Origin of the sequence: Streptomyces flavidovirens DSM 40150, from assembly GCF_000429085.1 — a bacterium.
GTDB classification, from domain to species: Bacteria; Actinomycetota; Actinomycetes; order Streptomycetales; family Streptomycetaceae; genus Streptomyces; species Streptomyces flavidovirens.
Map to the genome: position 1 here is coordinate 182,299 of NZ_AUBE01000001.1, position 17,197 is coordinate 199,495.

Below are 17,197 nucleotides of genomic sequence, written 5' to 3' on the forward strand. Positions count from 1 at the left end.
GACAAAAGCCGCGCGGCCCGGCCCCTGTTCGGGATGCCGGGCCGCGCGGCAGGGCCGTACGAGCCACAACTGGGGCGCGTCAGGGCCGTGCGCGTCGTGATTACGCCTTCGCGTCGGGCGAGGCGGTGTTGCTCGCGCCCGGCTTCTGACAGCCGGGCTGCTTGGCCATCGCCTTGCCGACCTCGCCGGACTGGAGCTTCTGGAGCGCCTGGTCACCGCTCCTGCTGATCTTGCTCAGCTCGTCCGCGACGCCCTTGAGGCCGTCCGCGAACTTCGCCTGGTCCTTGGTGTCGAGCCCGTCGACCTGCCTCTTCAGGCCGGCGTACGCCGCCGAGGAATCGTTGAGCTCCTTGACCGCTTCCCTCTGGGTGGTCTCGCCGTCGTCGACCGGCGGGGCGCCCGCCCTGTCCACGGCCGTGCCCATCGCCTTGTAGGCGTCCGAGATCTGCTGGAAGGCCCGCGAGTCCGTCCGCTGGACGTCGGCGGGCTTGCTGTTGTCCGCGGTCTGCCTCTGGATGGAGGTGTTGGCGTCCGAGATCTTCTTCAACTGGGGCTGCACCTGGTCGCAGACCGTCTTCGCCCAGTCGTTGACCTTGTCGTCGCTGTCGTCACCGCCGCAGCCGGACAGCGCCATTACCAGTACCGCACCGCCGGACAGTGCGGCCGCAAACTTCTTGTTCACCGGATTGGTCCCTTCCAAGGCTCTCGGCCCCGGAACATACACGCCAAGTGGGCGACATCCGCATGCCGTACGTCCGGTCCATGGGCTATTGAAGCCATTTGCACCAAGGGAGAGACGCCTCACGAAACGCCCGCCGGAACAGGGCCGGCGGGCGGACGCCGCGTCAGCACGCGCCGTCCGCCCGCCTTGTGAGCAGGTATGACGAGTGTTACGAAACGACCTTGGACGCCACCGCCGGATCCGCCGGCCTGGGCAGCCGTCCGGAGACACCTCCGGAGTTGTCTTCGTCACCCACGGCGATTCCGCGCCGCTTGGAGACGTACACCGCGCCGACGATGACGACGATGGCGAGCGTCGCCACCACCGCGCGCGCCCCGGCGTTGGCGTCGGCGCCGTAACTGAACTGCACCACCGCGGGGGCGATGAGCAGCGCGACCAGGTTCATCACCTTCAGCAGCGGGTTGATCGCCGGACCGGCGGTGTCCTTGAACGGGTCACCGACCGTGTCACCGATGACGGTCGCGGCATGGGCCTCGCTGCCCTTGCCGCCATGATGGCCGTCCTCGACGAGTTTCTTGGCGTTGTCCCACGCGCCGCCGGAGTTGGCGAGGAAGACGGCCATCAGCGTGCCGGTGCCGATGGCGCCCGCGAGGAACGCGCCGAGCGCGCCGACGCCGAGCGAGAAGCCGACCGCGATCGGCGTCAGGACGGCGAGCAGACCGGGAGTGGACAGCTCCCGCAGCGCGTCCTTGGTGCAGATGTCGACCACACGGCCGTACTCCGGTTTCTCCGTGTAGTCCATGATCCCCGGATGCTCGCGGAACTGCCGCCGCACCTCGAAGACCACCGCGCCCGCCGACCTGGACACCGCGTTGATCGCAAGCCCCGAGAAGAGGAAGACGACCGCGGCGCCGAGCATCAGGCCGACGAGGTTGTTCGGCTGCGAGATGTCCATCTGGAGGCCCAGCTCGCTCACCTTCGCCCCGACCTCGTCGCGGGCCGTCGCGATGGCGTCCTTGTACGAGCCGAAGAGCGCCGCCGCCGCGAGGACCGCGGTGGCGATGGCGATGCCCTTGGTGATGGCCTTGGTGGTGTTGCCGACGGCGTCCAGGTCGGTGAGGACCTGCGCCCCCGCGCCCTCGACGTCGCCGGACATCTCGGCGATGCCCTGGGCGTTGTCGGAGACGGGGCCGAAGGTGTCCATCGCGACGATGACACCGACGGTGGTGAGCAGGCCGGTGCCGGCCAGGGCGACCGCGAAGAGGGCGAGCATGACCGACGTACCGCCGAGCAGGAAGGCGCCGTACACGCCGAGGCCGATGAGCAGCGCGGTGTAGACGGCGGACTCCAGGCCGATGGCGATGCCGGCGAGAACGACGGTGGCCGGGCCGGTCATCGACGATTTGCCGATGTCCCTGACGGGGCGCCGGTTCGTCTCGGTGAAGTACCCCGTCAGCTGCTGGATCAGGGCGGCCAGGACGATGCCGATGGCGACGGCGACGAGCGCCAGCACCCGCGGGTCACCGTCATGCCCCTTGACCACGGCGTCGGTTACGCCGTCCAGGTCCGCGTACGAGGACGGCAGGTAGACGAAGACCGCCACCGCCACCAGGACGAGGGAGATCGCCGCGGAGATGAAGAAGCCGCGGTTGATGGCCGTCATTCCGCTGCGGTCGGCGCGCCGCGGGGCGACCGCGAAGATGCCGATCATCGCGGTGACCACGCCGATCGCCGGAACGATCAGCGGAAAGGCCAGTCCGGCGTCGCCGAAGGCGGCCTTGCCGAGGATGAGCGCCGCGACGAGCGTCACGGCGTACGACTCGAAGAGGTCGGCCGCCATGCCCGCGCAGTCTCCGACGTTGTCGCCCACGTTGTCGGCGATGGTCGCGGCGTTGCGCGGATCGTCTTCCGGGATGCCCTGTTCGACCTTGCCGACCAGGTCGGCGCCGACGTCGGCGGCCTTGGTGAAGATGCCGCCGCCGACTCGCATGAACATCGCGATGAGCGCGGCGCCGAGTCCGAAGCCCTCCAGCACCTTGGGCGCGTCGGCCGCGTAGACGAGAACGACGCAGGAGGCACCGAGCAGGCCGAGACCCACGGTGAACATGCCGACCACGCCGCCCGTACGGAAAGCGATCTTCATCGCTTTGTGCGCGACGGCCGTCAGGTCCTTTTCCGGCTCACCCTGGGCCGGGGTGGCTTCACGCGCGGCGGCTGCCACGCGCACATTGCTGCGTACGGCCAGCCGCATCCCGATGTAACCGGTCGCCGCCGAGAAAAGGGCGCCGACCAGGAAGAACGCGGAACGTCCGGCGCGCTGCGACCAGTTGTCGGCCGGAAGCAGCAGGAGCAGGAAGAACACGACAACGGCGAAAACGCCGAGTGTGCGCAACTGCCGGGCGAGATAGGCATTCGCGCCTTCCTGCACGGCTGCCGCGATCTCTTTCATCTTGTCGGTGCCTTCGCCGGCTGCCAGTACCTGACGTACCAGGAGCTGGGCGACAACCAGGGCCGCCAGTGCCACTACGGCGATGACGATCACGATGATCCGGTTCTCGTCGGTGAGTACCGCGGCCGCGAGAGTAGAGGGGTGGTCCAGCCGATCCGATGTGAAGAGCCCCGCCATTCGTCCTCCTTGACGCTCAGAGCTCAAGATGTGGACGGATTGTAGGGAGCGGAACCTGATCAAAACAGAGCGCCGCAAACCGAATTGACCTTCGCTTGCCACTCAGCAAATGATCGCGTTCCCGCAATCCCCTCAAAATTGGTAATGGGGCAAACACATTGGCGATTCAGGAACGATCTCTGAAAAAGATCTAGAGAAATACGAAAGGCCCTGCTCAGCAGGGCCTCACGTAAAGATCCGGTCCGCTGGGACCGGCAGAACATCAGGGGACGACGGTCGCCGACGCCGTCGGCCAGCTCATGCGGATGGTGCCACCGGACGCGCCGGTGACGACTTCGACATCGTCGACGAGTCCACTGATGACCGCCAGCCCCATCTCGTCCTCACCGTCCGAATCGGCGTCGGAGTCGGCCCCGGAGCCGACGCCGGCATCCCCGGCCTCCGCCCCGGGCCCCGTGGTGCTGCGCACCCCGGGAACCGATCCGGCCGCACCGCCTCCCGAACCAGGCACCTCGTCCCCGACCTCGATGGAGAACGACTTCTCCTCCTCGGTCAGTGCGACCCGGACCGGAGCCGAGATGCCATTGCTGCGGTGCAGTCCCACCGCACGGCTGCACGCTTCGCCGACCGCGAGTCGGACTTCGTCCAGCACCGCCTCGTCCACCCCGGCCCGGCGCGCCACGGCGGCCGCCACCAGGCGGGCCGTCCTGACGTGCTCGGGCTGGGCGCTGAAGCGGAGTTCAACGGTGGCCATCTGCGGTCCCCCTCGGACGTACGGGCGTGCTTCTCAGGGGCCCCAGGCCTGCGGCCCGGTGCCCCTGTTCCTTCTTCCGGTCTCTCCGGAAGCCGTCAGTCGGTGGCGTTGACGGCTTCGTCGACCGAGGTGTGAATGGGGAACACCTTGGTCAGCCCGGTGATTCGGAAGATCTTCAAAATGCGCTCCTGGTTGCAGACCAGTCGCAGCGAGCCCTCATGGGCCCGCACACGCTTGAGTCCGCCCACGAGCACGCCGAGCCCGGTGGAGTCGAGGAAGTCCACGCCTTCCATGTCGACAACCAGGTGGTAGCTGCCGTCGTTCACCAACTCGACCAACTGCTCGCGCAGCTTGGGCGCGGTATACACATCAATCTCGCCACCGACCTCGACGACCGTACGGTCGCCACCAGGTCCAGACACGTTGCGAGTCGACAGGGACAGGTCCACGGATCCTCCAGCACCTTGCTATCGAGCGGCCGCCCCCCTGAGGTCTCCCCGGCGGAGCCAGAGGACGGAACGCCAGCCGCGATGGCATTCAATCACTTACCTGCAGGCATGCACGATGCCTTGGAACCATTGTCCGTCACGCCAGTGACACACTCGGTGCCGATGGCCAAGAATCACCGTCCCAGCAGACCCAGGGAGAACGCGGGCGCGCGCCCTTCTCCCAGTACGGTCCTCGACCGGCTCACCGCGGGTGGGAGCCGGTCCTCGCGCATCACTCATACGGAGCACTTGCCCCCACGTGCGGGTTCTCATGCAGTGTGGCCCGACCGCATCCGTGCCGAAGTGATCGCGGCGATTCAGGCAGCCGGGATCGAGCACCCGTGGACCCACCAGGCGCAGGCCGCGGAGCACGCCCTGGACGGCGAATCCGTCGTCATCGCCACCGGCACCGCGTCCGGGAAGTCGCTCGCCTATCTGGCCCCCGTCCTCACCACGCTCCTCGACGGCTCCGAGGCGCCGAGCGGGCGTGGCGCGACGGCCCTGTACCTGGCCCCCACCAAGGCCCTCGCGGCCGACCAGCGCCGGGCGGTGAAGGCCCTCGCCGCGCCGCTGGGCAACGCCGTCAGGCCGGCGGTCTACGACGGCGACACGCCGGTCGAAGAACGCGAATGGGTACGTCAGTACGCCAACTACGTCCTCACCAATCCGGACATGCTGCACCTGGGGATACTTCCCTCCCACCCCCGCTGGGCCTCCTTCCTGCGCGCCCTGCGCTTCGTCGTCATCGACGAGTGCCACACCTACCGCGGTGTCTTCGGCTCGCACGTCGCCCAGGTGATCCGCCGTCTTCGCCGCCTGTGCGCCCGCTACGGCGCGAACCCGGTCTTCCTGCTCGCCTCCGCCACCTCCGCGGAACCCGCCGTCTCCGCGGGCCGCCTGACCGGCGTCCCTGTCCACGAGGTGGCGGACGACGCCTCCCCGCGCGGTGAACTGGTGTTCGCCCTCTGGGAGCCGCCGCTGACCGAGCTGCACGGCGAGAAGGGCGCCCCCGTACGCCGCACCGCCACCGCCGAGACCGCCGACCTCCTCACCGACCTGACCGTGCAGGGAGTGCGCTCGGTCGCCTTCGTACGCTCCCGGCGTGGCGCCGAGCTGATCGCCCTCATCGCCCAGGAACGCCTGGCCGCCGTGGACCGCTCGCTTCCCCAGCGTGTCGCCGCCTACCGCGGCGGTTACCTCCCCGAGGAACGCCGCGCCCTGGAACGCGCCCTGCACTCCGGCCGGCTCCTCGGCCTCGCCGCGACCACCGCACTCGAACTGGGCGTCGACGTGTCGGGCCTGGACGCCGTCGTCATCGCCGGATACCCCGGCACCCGCGCCTCCCTCTGGCAGCAGGCGGGCCGGGCCGGCCGCTCGGGTGAGGGCGCCCTGGCGGTCCTCGTGGCCCGCGACGACCCGCTGGACACGTACCTCGTCCACCATCCCGACGCCCTGTTCCGCCAGCCGGTGGAGTCGACCGTCCTCGACCCCGCCAATCCGTACGTCCTGGCCCCGCACCTGTGCGCCGCCGCCGCCGAGGCCCCGCTCACCGACACCGACATGGAGCTCTTCGGCCCGGCCGCCGCCGACCTGATGCCGCAGCTGGAGGCGGCCAACCTGCTCCGCCGCCGGGGCAGGTCCTGGTACTGGACCCGCCGCGAGCGGGCCGCCGACCTCACCGACATCCGGGGCGAGGGCGGTCGCCCCGTGCAGATCGTCGAGGCGGACACCGGCCGGCTGCTCGGCACCGTCGACGCGTCGGCCGCCCACGCCTCCGTCCACGACGGCGCGGTCCACCTCCACCAGGGCCGTACGTACCTGGTGCGGCACCTGGACCTGGACGACCCGCACGGCGCTGTCGCCCTGGTCGAGGAGGCGAACCCGCCGTACTCCACCACCGCCCGGGACACCACCGCCATCTCCGTCCTGGAAACGGACACCGAGATCCCCTGGGGGGAAGGCCGCCTCTGCTTCGGCTCCGTCGAAGTCACCAACCAGGTCGTCTCCTTCCTCCGTCGCAAACTCATCACCGGCGAAGTGCTCGGCGAGACCAAACTCGACCTCCCTCCCCGTACGCTGCGGACCCGCGCCGTGTGGTGGACGGTCACGGAGGACCAGCTCGACGCCGCCCGCGTCAACCCGGAGCAGCTGGGCGGCGCCCTGCACGCCGCCGAGCACGCGTCCATCGGGATGCTCCCGCTCTTCGCCACCTGCGACCGCTGGGACATCGGCGGGGTCTCGGTCCCGCTCCACCCGGACACCCTGCTGCCGACGGTGTTCGTGTACGACGGCCATCCGGGCGGCGCGGGCTTCGCCGAGCGGGCCTTCCACACCGCCCGTCAGTGGCTGACCGCCACCCGCGAGGCCATCGCCTCCTGCGAGTGCGAGGCCGGCTGCCCCTCCTGCGTCCAGTCCCCCAAGTGCGGCAACGGCAACGACCCCCTCAATAAACGAGCCGCCGTCCGCCTCCTGACAGTCCTCCTCAGGGGAGCCCCGACCGACCTCGAGGACCCTGACCACCACCCTGACCACCCGGCTACCCCAGCTACCCCGGATGCACCAGATGCACCGAAGCCCCCTGAAGGCCCTGAGAGCCCCTCGGAGTGAATCCCGCACCGGGAAGTCCGGCCGGCCCCGCCCGGGCCCTCACAGTCGCGCTGTAGGGCCCTGTACCGGCCTCCGCCGTGACGTCGGAGATCTCACCGGACACGGAACACCTCACCAGGCGCACCTCCTGAGCCGCGGCCACCTCGGCCGCCCAGCCACAGGCGGCGGCCTCCCCTCGCATCCACTGCCCCGCCGCCGCGAGCGCCGCCAGATCCGCGGCGCCCCCGGCCCGATGCCGCGCCACGACCGCCTGGCCCATCGCCAGCACCCCCGCGAACACCACCCCGAGCACAGCCACGACCGCAACAGCCAACACCGTCGCCGCCCCCTGGTCACTCCTCCCACCCCCCACTCCCCACCCGGACCGACGACCAGAGCCGCCCCGGCCGTCCCGGATATCCAGGCCGTCACGGACATCCCGCCGGCCCCACCTCCTCTTCACGCCGCCACCCCCACGCTCTCCTCGGCCAGCGCGACCGCCTCCGCCCGTAGCGTCAGCGCCAGAGAGCCGAGGCCGGGGGTGGGGGCCTCCACCGTCACGCGGACCAGGTCTCCCTCCCGGCCGATCGTGACGCGCGCCCCACGCGGCGCCGCCTGCCGGGCCACCGCGACCGACGTGCCCTCCGGTTCCTGCCGCGCGGCGGCCCTGGCGCCCGCTCTCGCCGCGTCGACGCACTGGATCTGCGCGGCGGTCGCCATCAGTGCCCAGACCAGCGTCATCGCGAAGAGCACCAGCGTCGGCACCACGACGGCCGCCTCCGCCGTGACATAACCCCGGTCCGCCCGTCCCGCGGCCTCAGAACGGCACATTGAGCGCCCTCCCCACGACCGCTTGCAGAGCCGACGAGACCATGTCGCTCGTGACCACCTTGTAGAGCACCGCCGCGAAGGCGCAGGCCGCGATCGTCCCCATCGCGTACTCGGACGTCGTCATCCCCGCGTCCCCGCCGGTCGCCCTGCTCACCAGCTTGTGTGCCCGCACCCGCATCCACACCCACATGTCGACCCCCAAGGTCGGTTGCTTTCCGGATCAATTGCCGTTCATCAGTCCGCTCGCCAGTCCGATCACCACGGGCGCCACTCCGACCACCAGGAAGGCGGGAAGGAAGCACAGTCCGACCGGCCCGACCATCAGCACGCCCGCTCGCTGGGCCCGTGCCGAGGCCTCCCGCGCCCGTTCGGCCCTGAGCCCCTCGGCCAGCCGGGAAACGGGTTCGGCCGCCGGAGCCCCGGTGGCGCCCGCCCGTTCCAGGCAGTGGGCCAGCCCCGCGGCGCCCGGTATCGCTCCCAGCCGCCCCCACGCGTCTGCCGGTTCGCCTCCGAGCCGCAGTTCGGCGGCGGTCCGCGCCAGCCGCTCGCCCACCGGGCCGCCGAGCGAATCCCCGACCGCCTCCGCCGCCTCGCGCGGCCCGGCGCCGGCCGAGACGCAGGCCGCCAGAAGATCGGCGGCGAGCGGCAGCTGGCGGGCGTCGACCGGGACCTCTTCACCCGTCGCGCGCCTCCGCTGCCACCGCACGGTCCCGTACGCCGCGACCGCACCAACCGCACAGCCGGTCAGCCCGCCGATCAGCACATAGCCGGTGGCAGCGGCTCCCATCGGCGGCGCCCAGCGCAGCACCCGCACCCCGTACTCGGGCCGCCACCGCCGCCGTCCGAGCCCCGCCCCCGCCGCCTCCACCGCCAGCAGCGTCGTCAGCCGCCTGCGCAGCAACCGCTCCCGCCGCCGCCCGGCCAGCGCGAGCGCGAACCACACCGCGGTGGCCGCCAGCGACAGCACCATCCCCAGCCTGTGGACGACATCGCCGCTCATGAGCCCTCCCCCCGTCGTACGATGCGCCGGGCCCAGAAGAGGCCCGCGCCCTCCAACAACCCGCCGACCAGCAGGCACCCGAGCCCCGCCGGGGTGTGCAGCAGCACCCGCAGCGGCCGGGCTCCCAGCGCGCCGCCGATCAGCAGCCCCGCCACCGGAAGCAGCGCCAGGAGCGCCACCGTCGCCCAGGCGCCCGCCAACTGGGCCCGGAGGTTCTCCCGCTGATCCCGCTCGGCCCGTAACGCGGCCTCCAGCCGGTCCAGCCCCGCCGCGAGGCCGGCGCCGCCGTCCACCGCCACCCGCCAGCACGCGGCCATCCCCACGAGCCCGTCCGCCCCCGGCTCCCGCGCCGCCCTGCGCAGCGCATCCGGTACGTCCCCGCCGAACCGCGCCGCCGCCATCACGTCGGCCTCCGCCGCGCCCAGGCCACCGGTTCCCGAAGCCGCGGCGAACAGTGCCTGCCCCGGCTGCCTCCCGGCCCGTAACTCGCCCGCCACCGCGCCGCACAGCGCGATGACGTCGTCCGCCCGCCGCTTCCTCTCCCGGCGCAGCTCCCCGGCCCGCAGCCGGCGCCCGACCAGCGGCACCGCCATGACTCCCGCGACCAGCGGCAGCACCGACTCGCCCAGTACGGCCACGAGCACCGCCACCGGCACACAGAGCCACTCCCGCCGCAGCCGCCCCCGCACCGGCGTCGCCACCCGCTCCCAGAGCGCGGCCGGGCCCCCGGGGTCCACCGCTCCGCCCGCGAGCATTAGCCGCGCCCGCCGCAGATCCCGGTCGCGCCCGGCCAGCAGCCAGGCCGCCGCCCCCGCGCACACCGCCGCCGCGTACACCGGCCCCACGCCGGCGCCGGTCACAGCGCACCCCCGATCAGCGCACGCAACCGGGGCCAGCCGCGTTCGTACGAGAATGCCTCCGCACCCCACCGCAGCGCCGGCACGGTCACCACCAGCCCCGCCGCGTCCCGCTCCAGCACATGGACCTCGGCGACCCGCCGCAGCCCACCCCGGCCCCGCGCCAGATGCACCACCACCGCCAGGGCCGCCGCCAACTGGCTGTGCAGCGCCGCCCGGTCTAGCCCCGCTGCCGCACCGAGCGCCTCCAGCCGCGCCGGGACATCCGCCGCCGCGTTGGCGTGCACGGTGCCGCACCCGCCCTCGTGCCCGGTGTTCAGCGCGGCCAGGAGTTCGGTCACCTCGGCCCCGCGCACCTCGCCGACGACCAGCCGGTCGGGCCGCATCCGCAGCGCCTGGCGCACCAGGTCCTGCAGCGTGACCTGGCCCGCGCCCTCCTGGTTCGCGGGCCGCGACTCCAGGCGTACGACGTGCGGGTGATCGGGCCTCAGCTCGGCCGAGTCCTCGGCCAGTACGATCCGCTCCCGCTCCCCGACCAGCCCCAGAAGCGTCGAGAGGAGCGTGGTCTTTCCCGTGCCCGTGCCGCCGCTGATCAGATACGAGAGCCGGGCTTCGATGAGCGCGCGCAGCACCGCCTCGCCGCCGGGCGGCACTGTCCCCGCGGCGACCAGTTCGGCCAGCGAGAACGCCTTGGGCCGCACCACCCGCAGCGACAGGCACGTGGAGCCGACGGCCACCGGCGGCAGGACCGCGTGCATCCGCGTCCCGTCCGGCAGCCGGGCGTCCACCCACGGCCTCGCGTCGTCCAGCCGCCGCCCGGCCGCCGCCGCGAGCCGCTGCGCGAGCCTGCGCACGGCGGCCGCGTCGGTGAAGGAGAGCCCGGTGAGTTCAAGGCCACCGCCCCGGTCCACCCACACCCGGTCGGGCGCGGACACCAGCACATCCGTCACCGAGGGGTCGGCGAGCAGCGGTTCCAGCGTTCCCGTCCCCACCAGCTCGCAGCGCAGCTCCTCGGCCGCCCCCAGCACCTCCGCGTCCCCCAGCAGCCGCCCCTGGGCCCGCAGCGCGGCAGCCACCCGCGCCGGTGTCGGCTCCGCCCCGCTCTCCGCGAGCCGCCGCCTTACGGCGTCCAGCATTTCCACGCTCATGAGACACCGCCCCCGGCGAGTGCCTGCTCCCAGAACGCCGTACAGAACCGGGCCAGGGGTCCGCGGGCACTGCCGCCCGGCGGCATTCCGCCGGCCTGCGCCTCCAGCAGCCCCGCTTCCACCGGCAGCTCGCCGGCCAGGGGAAGCCCGAGCAGCCGCGCCACCGACTCGTCGTCCAGTCCCGCGGTGTACGGCCCGCGCACCACCGCCCGCAGATCGCGCAGCACCATGCCGGCGGTGGACGCCACCCGGCTCGCCGCCGCTACGGCCCGCAGCTCCGCGGGGACCACCAGCAGTCCGAGGTCGAGCTGGGCCAGCGCCTCTGCCACGGCCTCGTCGACCCGGCGCGGCAGGTCCACGACCACGACTCCGCCCCGCCTTCGCGCGGCGGCCAGCACCGCGCGCATCGCTTCCGGCGGGATCACCACACGGTCGCCGCGATCCCAGCTCAGGACCCGCAGCGCGTGCAGCTCGGGCAGCGACTCTTCGAGCGCGCCGCTGCCGACGCGCCCTCTGGATTCGGCGAAGTCCGGCCACCGCATGCCTTCCGCGGCTTCTCCGCCGAGCAGTACGTCGAGGCCGCCGCCCAGCGGATCGCCGTCGATGAGCATGGTGCGCAGCCCCGTCCGGGCCGCGGCCACGGCCAGCGCGCAGGCCAGAGTCGAAGCCCCTGCCCCGCCCCGCCCGCCGAGAACCCCCACGGTCATGGCCTGCCGCCCCACGCCTTCCGCCACATCGGCGATGCGCTCGACGAGCCAGCTCTCCGCGTCGGGCAGCCGCAGCACATGGTCGGCGCCGATTTCCACGGCGCGGCGCCACACGCCGGGGTCGTCCTGGTCCTTGCCCACGAGCATCACTCCGGGCCGGCGGGCTCCCCCGCGTCCGCGGACCGCCCCGCGCACCCGTTCGGCGGCGTCGTCGCCGACGAGGATCAGTGGCGCGGTCTCCCAGCTGCCCCTGCGCTCGGGCACCGCGTGGTGAACTTCCGGCTCGGCGCCGGCCGCAGCGCACAGCCGGAGCAGATCGTCGAGCAGGTCGACATCCTCGGTGACGATCAGCGGTCCGCCCTGCCGGGCTTCTGCGGCCTGCGGTCGGTCGGGTGTGACGGATCCGGTCACGATCTCCGCCCCCTCTCACTGCGATTCCTTCTGTCCACGAACTTCGCGGACGGAATCACCGTGGGGGGATCTGGGAAATCGTGTGGATCTTGCTGAAAACTGAGGACAACTCATCGGTTGTGAATATCCCGCTCACCTATACCAGTGACTTCCGGAGAGCGGCGGAACGACTACGCACCGTGACGCGTCTCTCCAGTGGAAGGCAACTGCGGCCACGGGCCAAGAGGGGGAGAAATGATCAGTTCCGGAGGGCAAAAACGCGTCCGGACATGCGACGACCCCCGTCGGGGGGGAGAACGGGGGTCGTCTCCACGGCCGACTCGGGGGGGGAGGAGTCGGACCGGGGTAGCACGGTCGCGAACGATCCGTGACTTCCATGGTGTACCCGAGAGCCTTCTCAGGCAAACCCACGCGCCACAGCGTACGCCGAATGGTGGGCGCCTATGCTCGCCTCGTGGAAAACCGCTCCTTGCCGCGAACAGCCGCCTTCTTCGACCTCGACAAGACCGTGATTGCGAAGTCGAGCACGCTGACCTTCAGCAAGTCCTTCTATCAAGGCGGGCTGATCAGCCGCAGAGCCGCTCTGCGCACCGCCTACACCCAGTTCGTCTTCCTCGCCGGTGGCGCGGACCACGATCAGATGGAGCGCATGCGGGAGTACCTCTCCGCGCTCTGCAAGGGCTGGAACGTACAGCTGGTCAAGGAGATCGTCGCCGAGACCCTGCACGACCTGATCGATCCGATCATTTACGACGAGGCGGCCTCCCTCATCGAAGAGCACCACACCGCCGGCCGCGATGTCGTGATCGTCTCCACTTCCGGCGCGGAGGTGGTCGAGCCGATCGGTGAGCTCCTGGGAGCCGACCGCGTCGTGGCGACCCGGATGGTCATCGGCGACGACGGCTGCTTCACGGGCGAGGTGGAGTACTACGCGTACGGCCCCACCAAGGCCGAGGCGATCAAGGAGCTCGCGGCATCCGAGGGATACGACCTGGCGCGCTGTTACGCGTACAGCGATTCGGCCACCGACGTGCCCATGCTCGAATCGGTCGGCCACCCCTACGCGGTCAATCCGGACCGGGCGCTGCGCCGCGAAGCGGTCGCCCGCGAATGGCCCATCCTCGTCTTCAACCGGCCGGTCCGCCTCAAGCAGCGGCTGCCCGCCTTTTCCATGCCGCCCCGCCCCGCGCTCGTGGCCGCCGCCGCGGTCGGAGCGGCAGCGGCGACCGCGGGCCTGGTCTGGTACGTCAGCCGCAGACCCGCCCGTCGAGCCCGCCGAGGACACGAAAGCTTTGCCCGTATTTGAACCACATTGCAAAGAGGCACGTCCAGGGCTTTCGCTTCCCGGACTTCGGGAGTACAAAGGAGTTAACGGCCCGCGAGACCAGGGACATCCGAGAGGATGACCCACAACGCAGTAAGGCCCCACGGACCGAGCATGGAAGCTGAGCACCCACGCGACGTCGACCCGTCGATTACGGGCCAGCCGCACCAGGTGACGGGCAAAGTTCCCGACCTGATGGGCATAAATTCGAGGACGCATGGTAACTCGGCGGACATGCCAGCGGCGGTACCGCTCACCGGTACCGCCGCAACCCTTTGCCGGCCGCGAAACCTCGGCAGTCCTCGAGGCGGGCTCCTGAAACGGGTTCTTCAGGCGGCTCCGCGCTGAAGCGCCTCGCACACGGCCGTCGACTCCCTGGCGCCCAGCTCCACCGCGCGGCCGCAGTGGGTGATCCAGGCCGCCATCCCCTCCGGCGTTCCTGAGGCATAACCGTCCAGGGCCGCTGCGTACGCCGCTCGCCCCAGTTCCCCGTGCCCGACCTCCGCCGGACAGACCGACTTCGGGTCGAGGCCGCTGCCGATCAGCACGATCCGCTCGGCGGTGCGCGCCACCAGGCCGTTGTGCGAGCCGAAGGGGCGCAGCGCCATCAGCTCGCCGTGCACCACGGCCGCCGTCACCAGCGCCGGCGCGGAACCGCCCGCGATGATGAGTTGCGAGAGCCCTTCGAGCCGGCCCGCCACCTCGTCGGCGCCCGGCAGCGGAAGCTCGACCAGGGGTTCGTCAACGGGCTCGCCCGCGAGCCGCGGCCGGCCCACCAGTTCGTCGGACACGCCCGCGCCGCTCGCCGCCACCAGATGCAGCCGGGCCAGTACCCGCAGCGGCGACTGGCGCCAGATGGACAGCAGCTGTCCGGCCTCGGCGGTCAGCCGCAGCGCCGCGCCGACCGTCCGGGACTCCTCGTCGATGCTGAAGTCGGTACGCCGACGCACCTCCTCCAGCGCCCAGTCCGCACCCGAGAGCGCCGCCGAGCCGCGCGCGCCGCGCAGCGCCGCCTCCGCGGTGATCTCGTTGCTGCGGCGCCGCATGACGCGGTGTCCGTAGACCCGGTCGACGGCCTTGCGCACGGAGTCCACGGCCTCGGGCACGCCGGGCAGCGCGCCGAGCGCCGCGAGTGGATCAGCAGTCGTACTCATAAGTAAGGAGCCTACGCACCCATAGCACACACCCCACCTTGGAGTGGTCTTCTTCACTCACCGTGCGCACACCACGCAATCATGCGATTACCCTTGGTGAACATGAAGATCGCTTTCGTAGGGAAGGGCGGCAGCGGCAAGACGACGCTGTCCTCGCTCTTCATCCGTCACCTCACCGCCAACGAGGCCCCGGTCGTCGCCGTGGACGCCGACATCAACCAGCACCTGGGCGCCGCGCTCGGTCTCGACGAGGCCGAGGCCGCCGCGCTGCCGGCGATGGGTGCGCACCTGCCCCTCATCAAGGACTACCTGCGCGGCACCAACCCGCGTATCGCCTCCGCCGAAAAGATGATCAAGACAACGCCGCCGGGGGAGGGTTCACGCCTGCTGCGGGTCCGTGAGGACAACCCGGTGTACGACGCGTGCGCCCGTACCGTACGGCTCGACGACGGTGAGATCCGGCTGATGGCCACGGGGCCGTTCACCGAATCCGACCTGGGCGTCGCCTGCTACCACTCCAAGGTCGGCGCGGTCGAGCTGTGCCTCAACCATCTCGTGGACGGCCCGGAGGAGTACGTCGTCGTCGACATGACGGCCGGCTCCGACTCCTTCGCCTCCGGCATGTTCACCCGCTTCGACATGACCTTCCTGGTGGCCGAACCGACCCGCAAGGGTGTGTCCGTGTACCGCCAGTACAAGGAGTACGCGCGGGACTACGGCGTATCGCTCAAGGTCGTCGGCAACAAGGTGCAGGGCCAGGACGACATCGACTTCCTGCGTGAGCAGGTGGGCGACGATCTGCTGGTCACCTTCCGGGCGTCGGACTGGGTCCGTGCGATGGAGAAGGGCCGCCCGTCCCGTTTCGAGCTCCTTGAGGCCGACAACCGCCTCGCCCTCCAGACCCTGCAGAACACCGCGGAGGACTCGTACGCAGAGCGCGACTGGGAGCGCTACACGCGCCAGATGGTGCACTTCCACCTGAAGAACGCGGAGAGCTGGGGCAACGCGAAGACGGGCGCCGACCTGGCTGCCCAGGTCGACCCCGCCTTCGTACTGGGGGAGCGTTTCGCGGAGGCTAGTGCCGCTCAGCCGGCTTGATCGGGGAGACCGCCCCGGCGCTCGCACGAATGGCGTCGGCGTGGGCGGCGTCCGGGCTGGCGGCGTCCGCGCGCCCGGCGCTCGGGGCGGTCGCGGGCTGGGTGGCCAGGAATGACGCCCAGCCCTCCTTCGGGGCCTCCCCCACCTCCAGCGTGCGCATCTTCGCGAGTACCTCCGGGTCCTGTACGTCCAGCCAGTCCGCCACCTGCTTGAAGGAGACACAGCGCACGTCCCGCTTCACGCATACCGTCTTGATCGTCTCCTCGATGGCGCGCATGTACGTGCCACCGTTCCAGGACTCGAAGTGATTGCCGATGATCAGCGGGGCGCGGTTTCCGTTGTACGAGCGGTCGAAGGCCTGCAGCAGGCCGTCGCGCATCTGGTTGCCCCAGAACTCGTGCTGGGCCGGATCACCGTTGACCGTTCTCGACTGGTTGATCATGAAGTTGTAGTCCATCGAGAGCGTTTCGAAGGCCCGTCCGGGCACCGGGACCAACTGGAGCGGCATGTCCCACATGCCCTCGGTCTTCTTCGGCCACACCTGCTTGCCGACACCGCTGGAGTCGTAGCGGAAGCCCAGTTCCTTTGCCGCCAGCATCATGTTCTTCTGCCCCTCCAGACAGGGCGTCCGGGCGCCGACGAGCTCCTTGTCGTAGTCGAAGGGCAGAGGCCCGGCGTTCGCCAGGCCCGAGTTGGTCTTCCAGCGCTTCACGAACGCCTTGGCCTGGGCGATCTCGCTCTTCCACTCCTCCGGGGACCAAGTGCCGACGCCACCGTCCTTGCCGCAGAAGTGGCCGTTGAAGTGCGTGCCGATCTCGTTGCCCTCCAGCCAGGCGCCGCGTAGCTGCTCGACGGTGTCGCTGATTCCCTCGATGTCGTTGAAGCCGATGTCGGAGCGGCCGGTGGAGTGCCGGGGCGGGTCGTAGAGGTGCCGCTTGTCCTCCGGCAGCAGGTACACGGCGCTGAGGAAGTACGTCATCGTCGCGTCGTAATCCCTGCCGACCTTGCGGAAGTGGGAGAAGAGCCGCTGGCTGTCCTCACCGGCCCCGTCCCAGGAGAACACCACGAACTGCGGCGGCTGTTGACCGGGCTTCAGCCGTTGCGGCGTGAGCAAGTGCGGTTGCTTTCCGGTGTACGCCGTCGAGCCGTCACCGATCAGCCGTACCGCGGCCTTGGGCCCCGCTTTGGGCACCTGCTTCTTCGCTCCGTGGGCGCCTTCCTTGGCGCCGGGGGTACCAGGGCCGGCCTGCCCCGAGCAGGCGGCGAGAGCGCCGGCCAAGGTCACGGCGGCGACGCCGAAGACGATCCTCTTCGTGGCGGCCATCATTCCGCCCACCCTCTTTCGTCAGATTATCTGCTGATATGCAGACATGGCGGCACAAACCTCGCACACCCTGACGAAGGGACGGATATGACAAGCCATTCATATTCTTTATTCACCGAAACGGGTGAAAGCTTGGGCCATTTGAACCTATTCACCCCTTTCGTTCTTTACTCTGCATTACTATTCATTTACCGAGAGTTGAAAATC

Annotated in this window: 16 protein-coding genes; 3 read left to right on the plus strand and 13 right to left on the minus strand. The window is 70.7% G+C overall.

Going from position 1 to position 17,197, the window contains the following annotated elements; all coding sequences use genetic code 11:
* Nucleotides 1–100: 100 nt before the first annotated feature.
* The 4 genes from G412_RS32765 to G412_RS0100880 all read right to left on the minus strand — a co-directional run bounded on the left by G412_RS32765 (nucleotide 101) and on the right by G412_RS0100880 (nucleotide 4,511).
* A complete protein-coding gene (locus G412_RS32765) occupies nucleotides 101–682 on the minus strand; it encodes a hypothetical protein (RefSeq protein ID WP_037647381.1) in 582 nt (193 codons plus the stop codon).
* Nucleotides 683–890: 208 nt separating this feature from the next.
* Nucleotides 891–3,308 (minus strand): sodium-translocating pyrophosphatase, encoded by a 2,418-nt coding sequence (locus G412_RS0100870; protein ID WP_028810412.1) that lies wholly within the window; start codon nucleotides 3,306–3,308, stop codon nucleotides 891–893.
* Between the two features lie 262 nt (nucleotides 3,309–3,570).
* Entirely contained in the window at nucleotides 3,571–4,062 is a 492-nt protein-coding gene (locus tag G412_RS0100875; RefSeq protein ID WP_028810413.1) for an ATP-binding protein, read from the minus strand.
* Between the two features lie 95 nt (nucleotides 4,063–4,157).
* Nucleotides 4,158–4,511 (minus strand): STAS domain-containing protein, encoded by a 354-nt coding sequence (locus G412_RS0100880; protein WP_028810414.1) that lies wholly within the window; start codon nucleotides 4,509–4,511, stop codon nucleotides 4,158–4,160.
* Between the two features lie 81 nt (nucleotides 4,512–4,592).
* Between G412_RS0100880 and G412_RS0100885 the strand changes: the two genes are divergently transcribed.
* The gene (locus tag G412_RS0100885) at nucleotides 4,593–7,157 is read left to right on the plus strand and encodes a DEAD/DEAH box helicase (RefSeq protein WP_028810415.1); all 2,565 of its coding nucleotides are present in this window, start codon (nucleotides 4,593–4,595) and stop codon (nucleotides 7,155–7,157) included.
* Here G412_RS0100885 and G412_RS37560 read toward each other — a convergent pair.
* Genes G412_RS37560 through ssd form a run of 7 tightly spaced genes read right to left on the minus strand, consistent with a single transcriptional unit; the run spans nucleotide 7,096 to nucleotide 12,090 of the window.
* Nucleotides 7,096–7,599, minus strand: coding sequence for an Rv3654c family TadE-like protein (locus G412_RS37560; protein ID WP_341860512.1), 504 nt, complete (start codon nucleotides 7,597–7,599; stop codon nucleotides 7,096–7,098). The two genes, G412_RS0100885 and G412_RS37560, sit on opposite strands and share 62 nt — an antisense overlap.
* Entirely contained in the window at nucleotides 7,596–7,967 is a 372-nt protein-coding gene (locus G412_RS0100890; protein WP_028810416.1) for a TadE family type IV pilus minor pilin, read from the minus strand. The genes G412_RS37560 and G412_RS0100890 overlap by 4 nt, the downstream gene beginning before the upstream one ends.
* Entirely contained in the window at nucleotides 7,954–8,157 is a 204-nt protein-coding gene (locus G412_RS38875) for a DUF4244 domain-containing protein (protein ID WP_028810417.1), read from the minus strand. Before G412_RS38875 ends, G412_RS0100890 begins: the two co-directional genes overlap by 14 nt.
* A 30-nt stretch (nucleotides 8,158–8,187) precedes the next feature.
* Nucleotides 8,188–8,967: a type II secretion system F family protein gene (locus G412_RS0100900; RefSeq protein WP_028810418.1), complete on the minus strand. Its 780-nt coding sequence runs from the start codon at nucleotides 8,965–8,967 to the stop codon at nucleotides 8,188–8,190.
* Nucleotides 8,964–9,827 (minus strand): type II secretion system F family protein, encoded by an 864-nt coding sequence (locus tag G412_RS0100905; RefSeq protein WP_244282814.1) that lies wholly within the window; start codon nucleotides 9,825–9,827, stop codon nucleotides 8,964–8,966. The genes G412_RS0100900 and G412_RS0100905 overlap by 4 nt, the downstream gene beginning before the upstream one ends.
* The gene (locus tag G412_RS0100910) at nucleotides 9,824–10,972 is read right to left on the minus strand and encodes a TadA family conjugal transfer-associated ATPase (RefSeq protein WP_028810420.1); all 1,149 of its coding nucleotides are present in this window, start codon (nucleotides 10,970–10,972) and stop codon (nucleotides 9,824–9,826) included. Before G412_RS0100910 ends, G412_RS0100905 begins: the two co-directional genes overlap by 4 nt.
* Nucleotides 10,969–12,090, minus strand: coding sequence for a septum site-determining protein Ssd (gene ssd, locus G412_RS0100915; protein ID WP_028810421.1), 1,122 nt, complete (start codon nucleotides 12,088–12,090; stop codon nucleotides 10,969–10,971). The genes G412_RS0100910 and ssd overlap by 4 nt, the downstream gene beginning before the upstream one ends.
* 430 nt (nucleotides 12,091–12,520) lie before the next feature.
* Between ssd and G412_RS32770 the strand changes: the two genes are divergently transcribed.
* A complete protein-coding gene (locus G412_RS32770; RefSeq protein ID WP_037647250.1) occupies nucleotides 12,521–13,396 on the plus strand; it encodes an HAD family hydrolase in 876 nt (291 codons plus the stop codon).
* A 347-nt stretch (nucleotides 13,397–13,743) separates the two neighbouring features.
* Here the strand turns inward: G412_RS32770 and G412_RS0100925 are convergent, their stop codons facing one another.
* Entirely contained in the window at nucleotides 13,744–14,568 is an 825-nt protein-coding gene (locus tag G412_RS0100925) for a Fic family protein (protein ID WP_028810422.1), read from the minus strand.
* 96 nt (nucleotides 14,569–14,664) lie between these two features.
* Between G412_RS0100925 and G412_RS0100930 the strand changes: the two genes are divergently transcribed.
* On the plus strand, nucleotides 14,665–15,666 hold the full coding sequence (locus G412_RS0100930) for an ATP-binding protein (protein ID WP_037647384.1): 1,002 nt from the start codon (nucleotides 14,665–14,667) through the stop codon (nucleotides 15,664–15,666).
* Here the strand turns inward: G412_RS0100930 and G412_RS0100935 are convergent.
* Complete coding sequence (locus G412_RS0100935; protein ID WP_028810424.1) at nucleotides 15,644–16,993, minus strand: polysaccharide deacetylase family protein; 1,350 nt, start codon at nucleotides 16,991–16,993, stop codon at nucleotides 15,644–15,646. The genes G412_RS0100930 and G412_RS0100935 overlap by 23 nt on opposite strands.
* Nucleotides 16,994–17,197 lie beyond the last annotated feature (204 nt).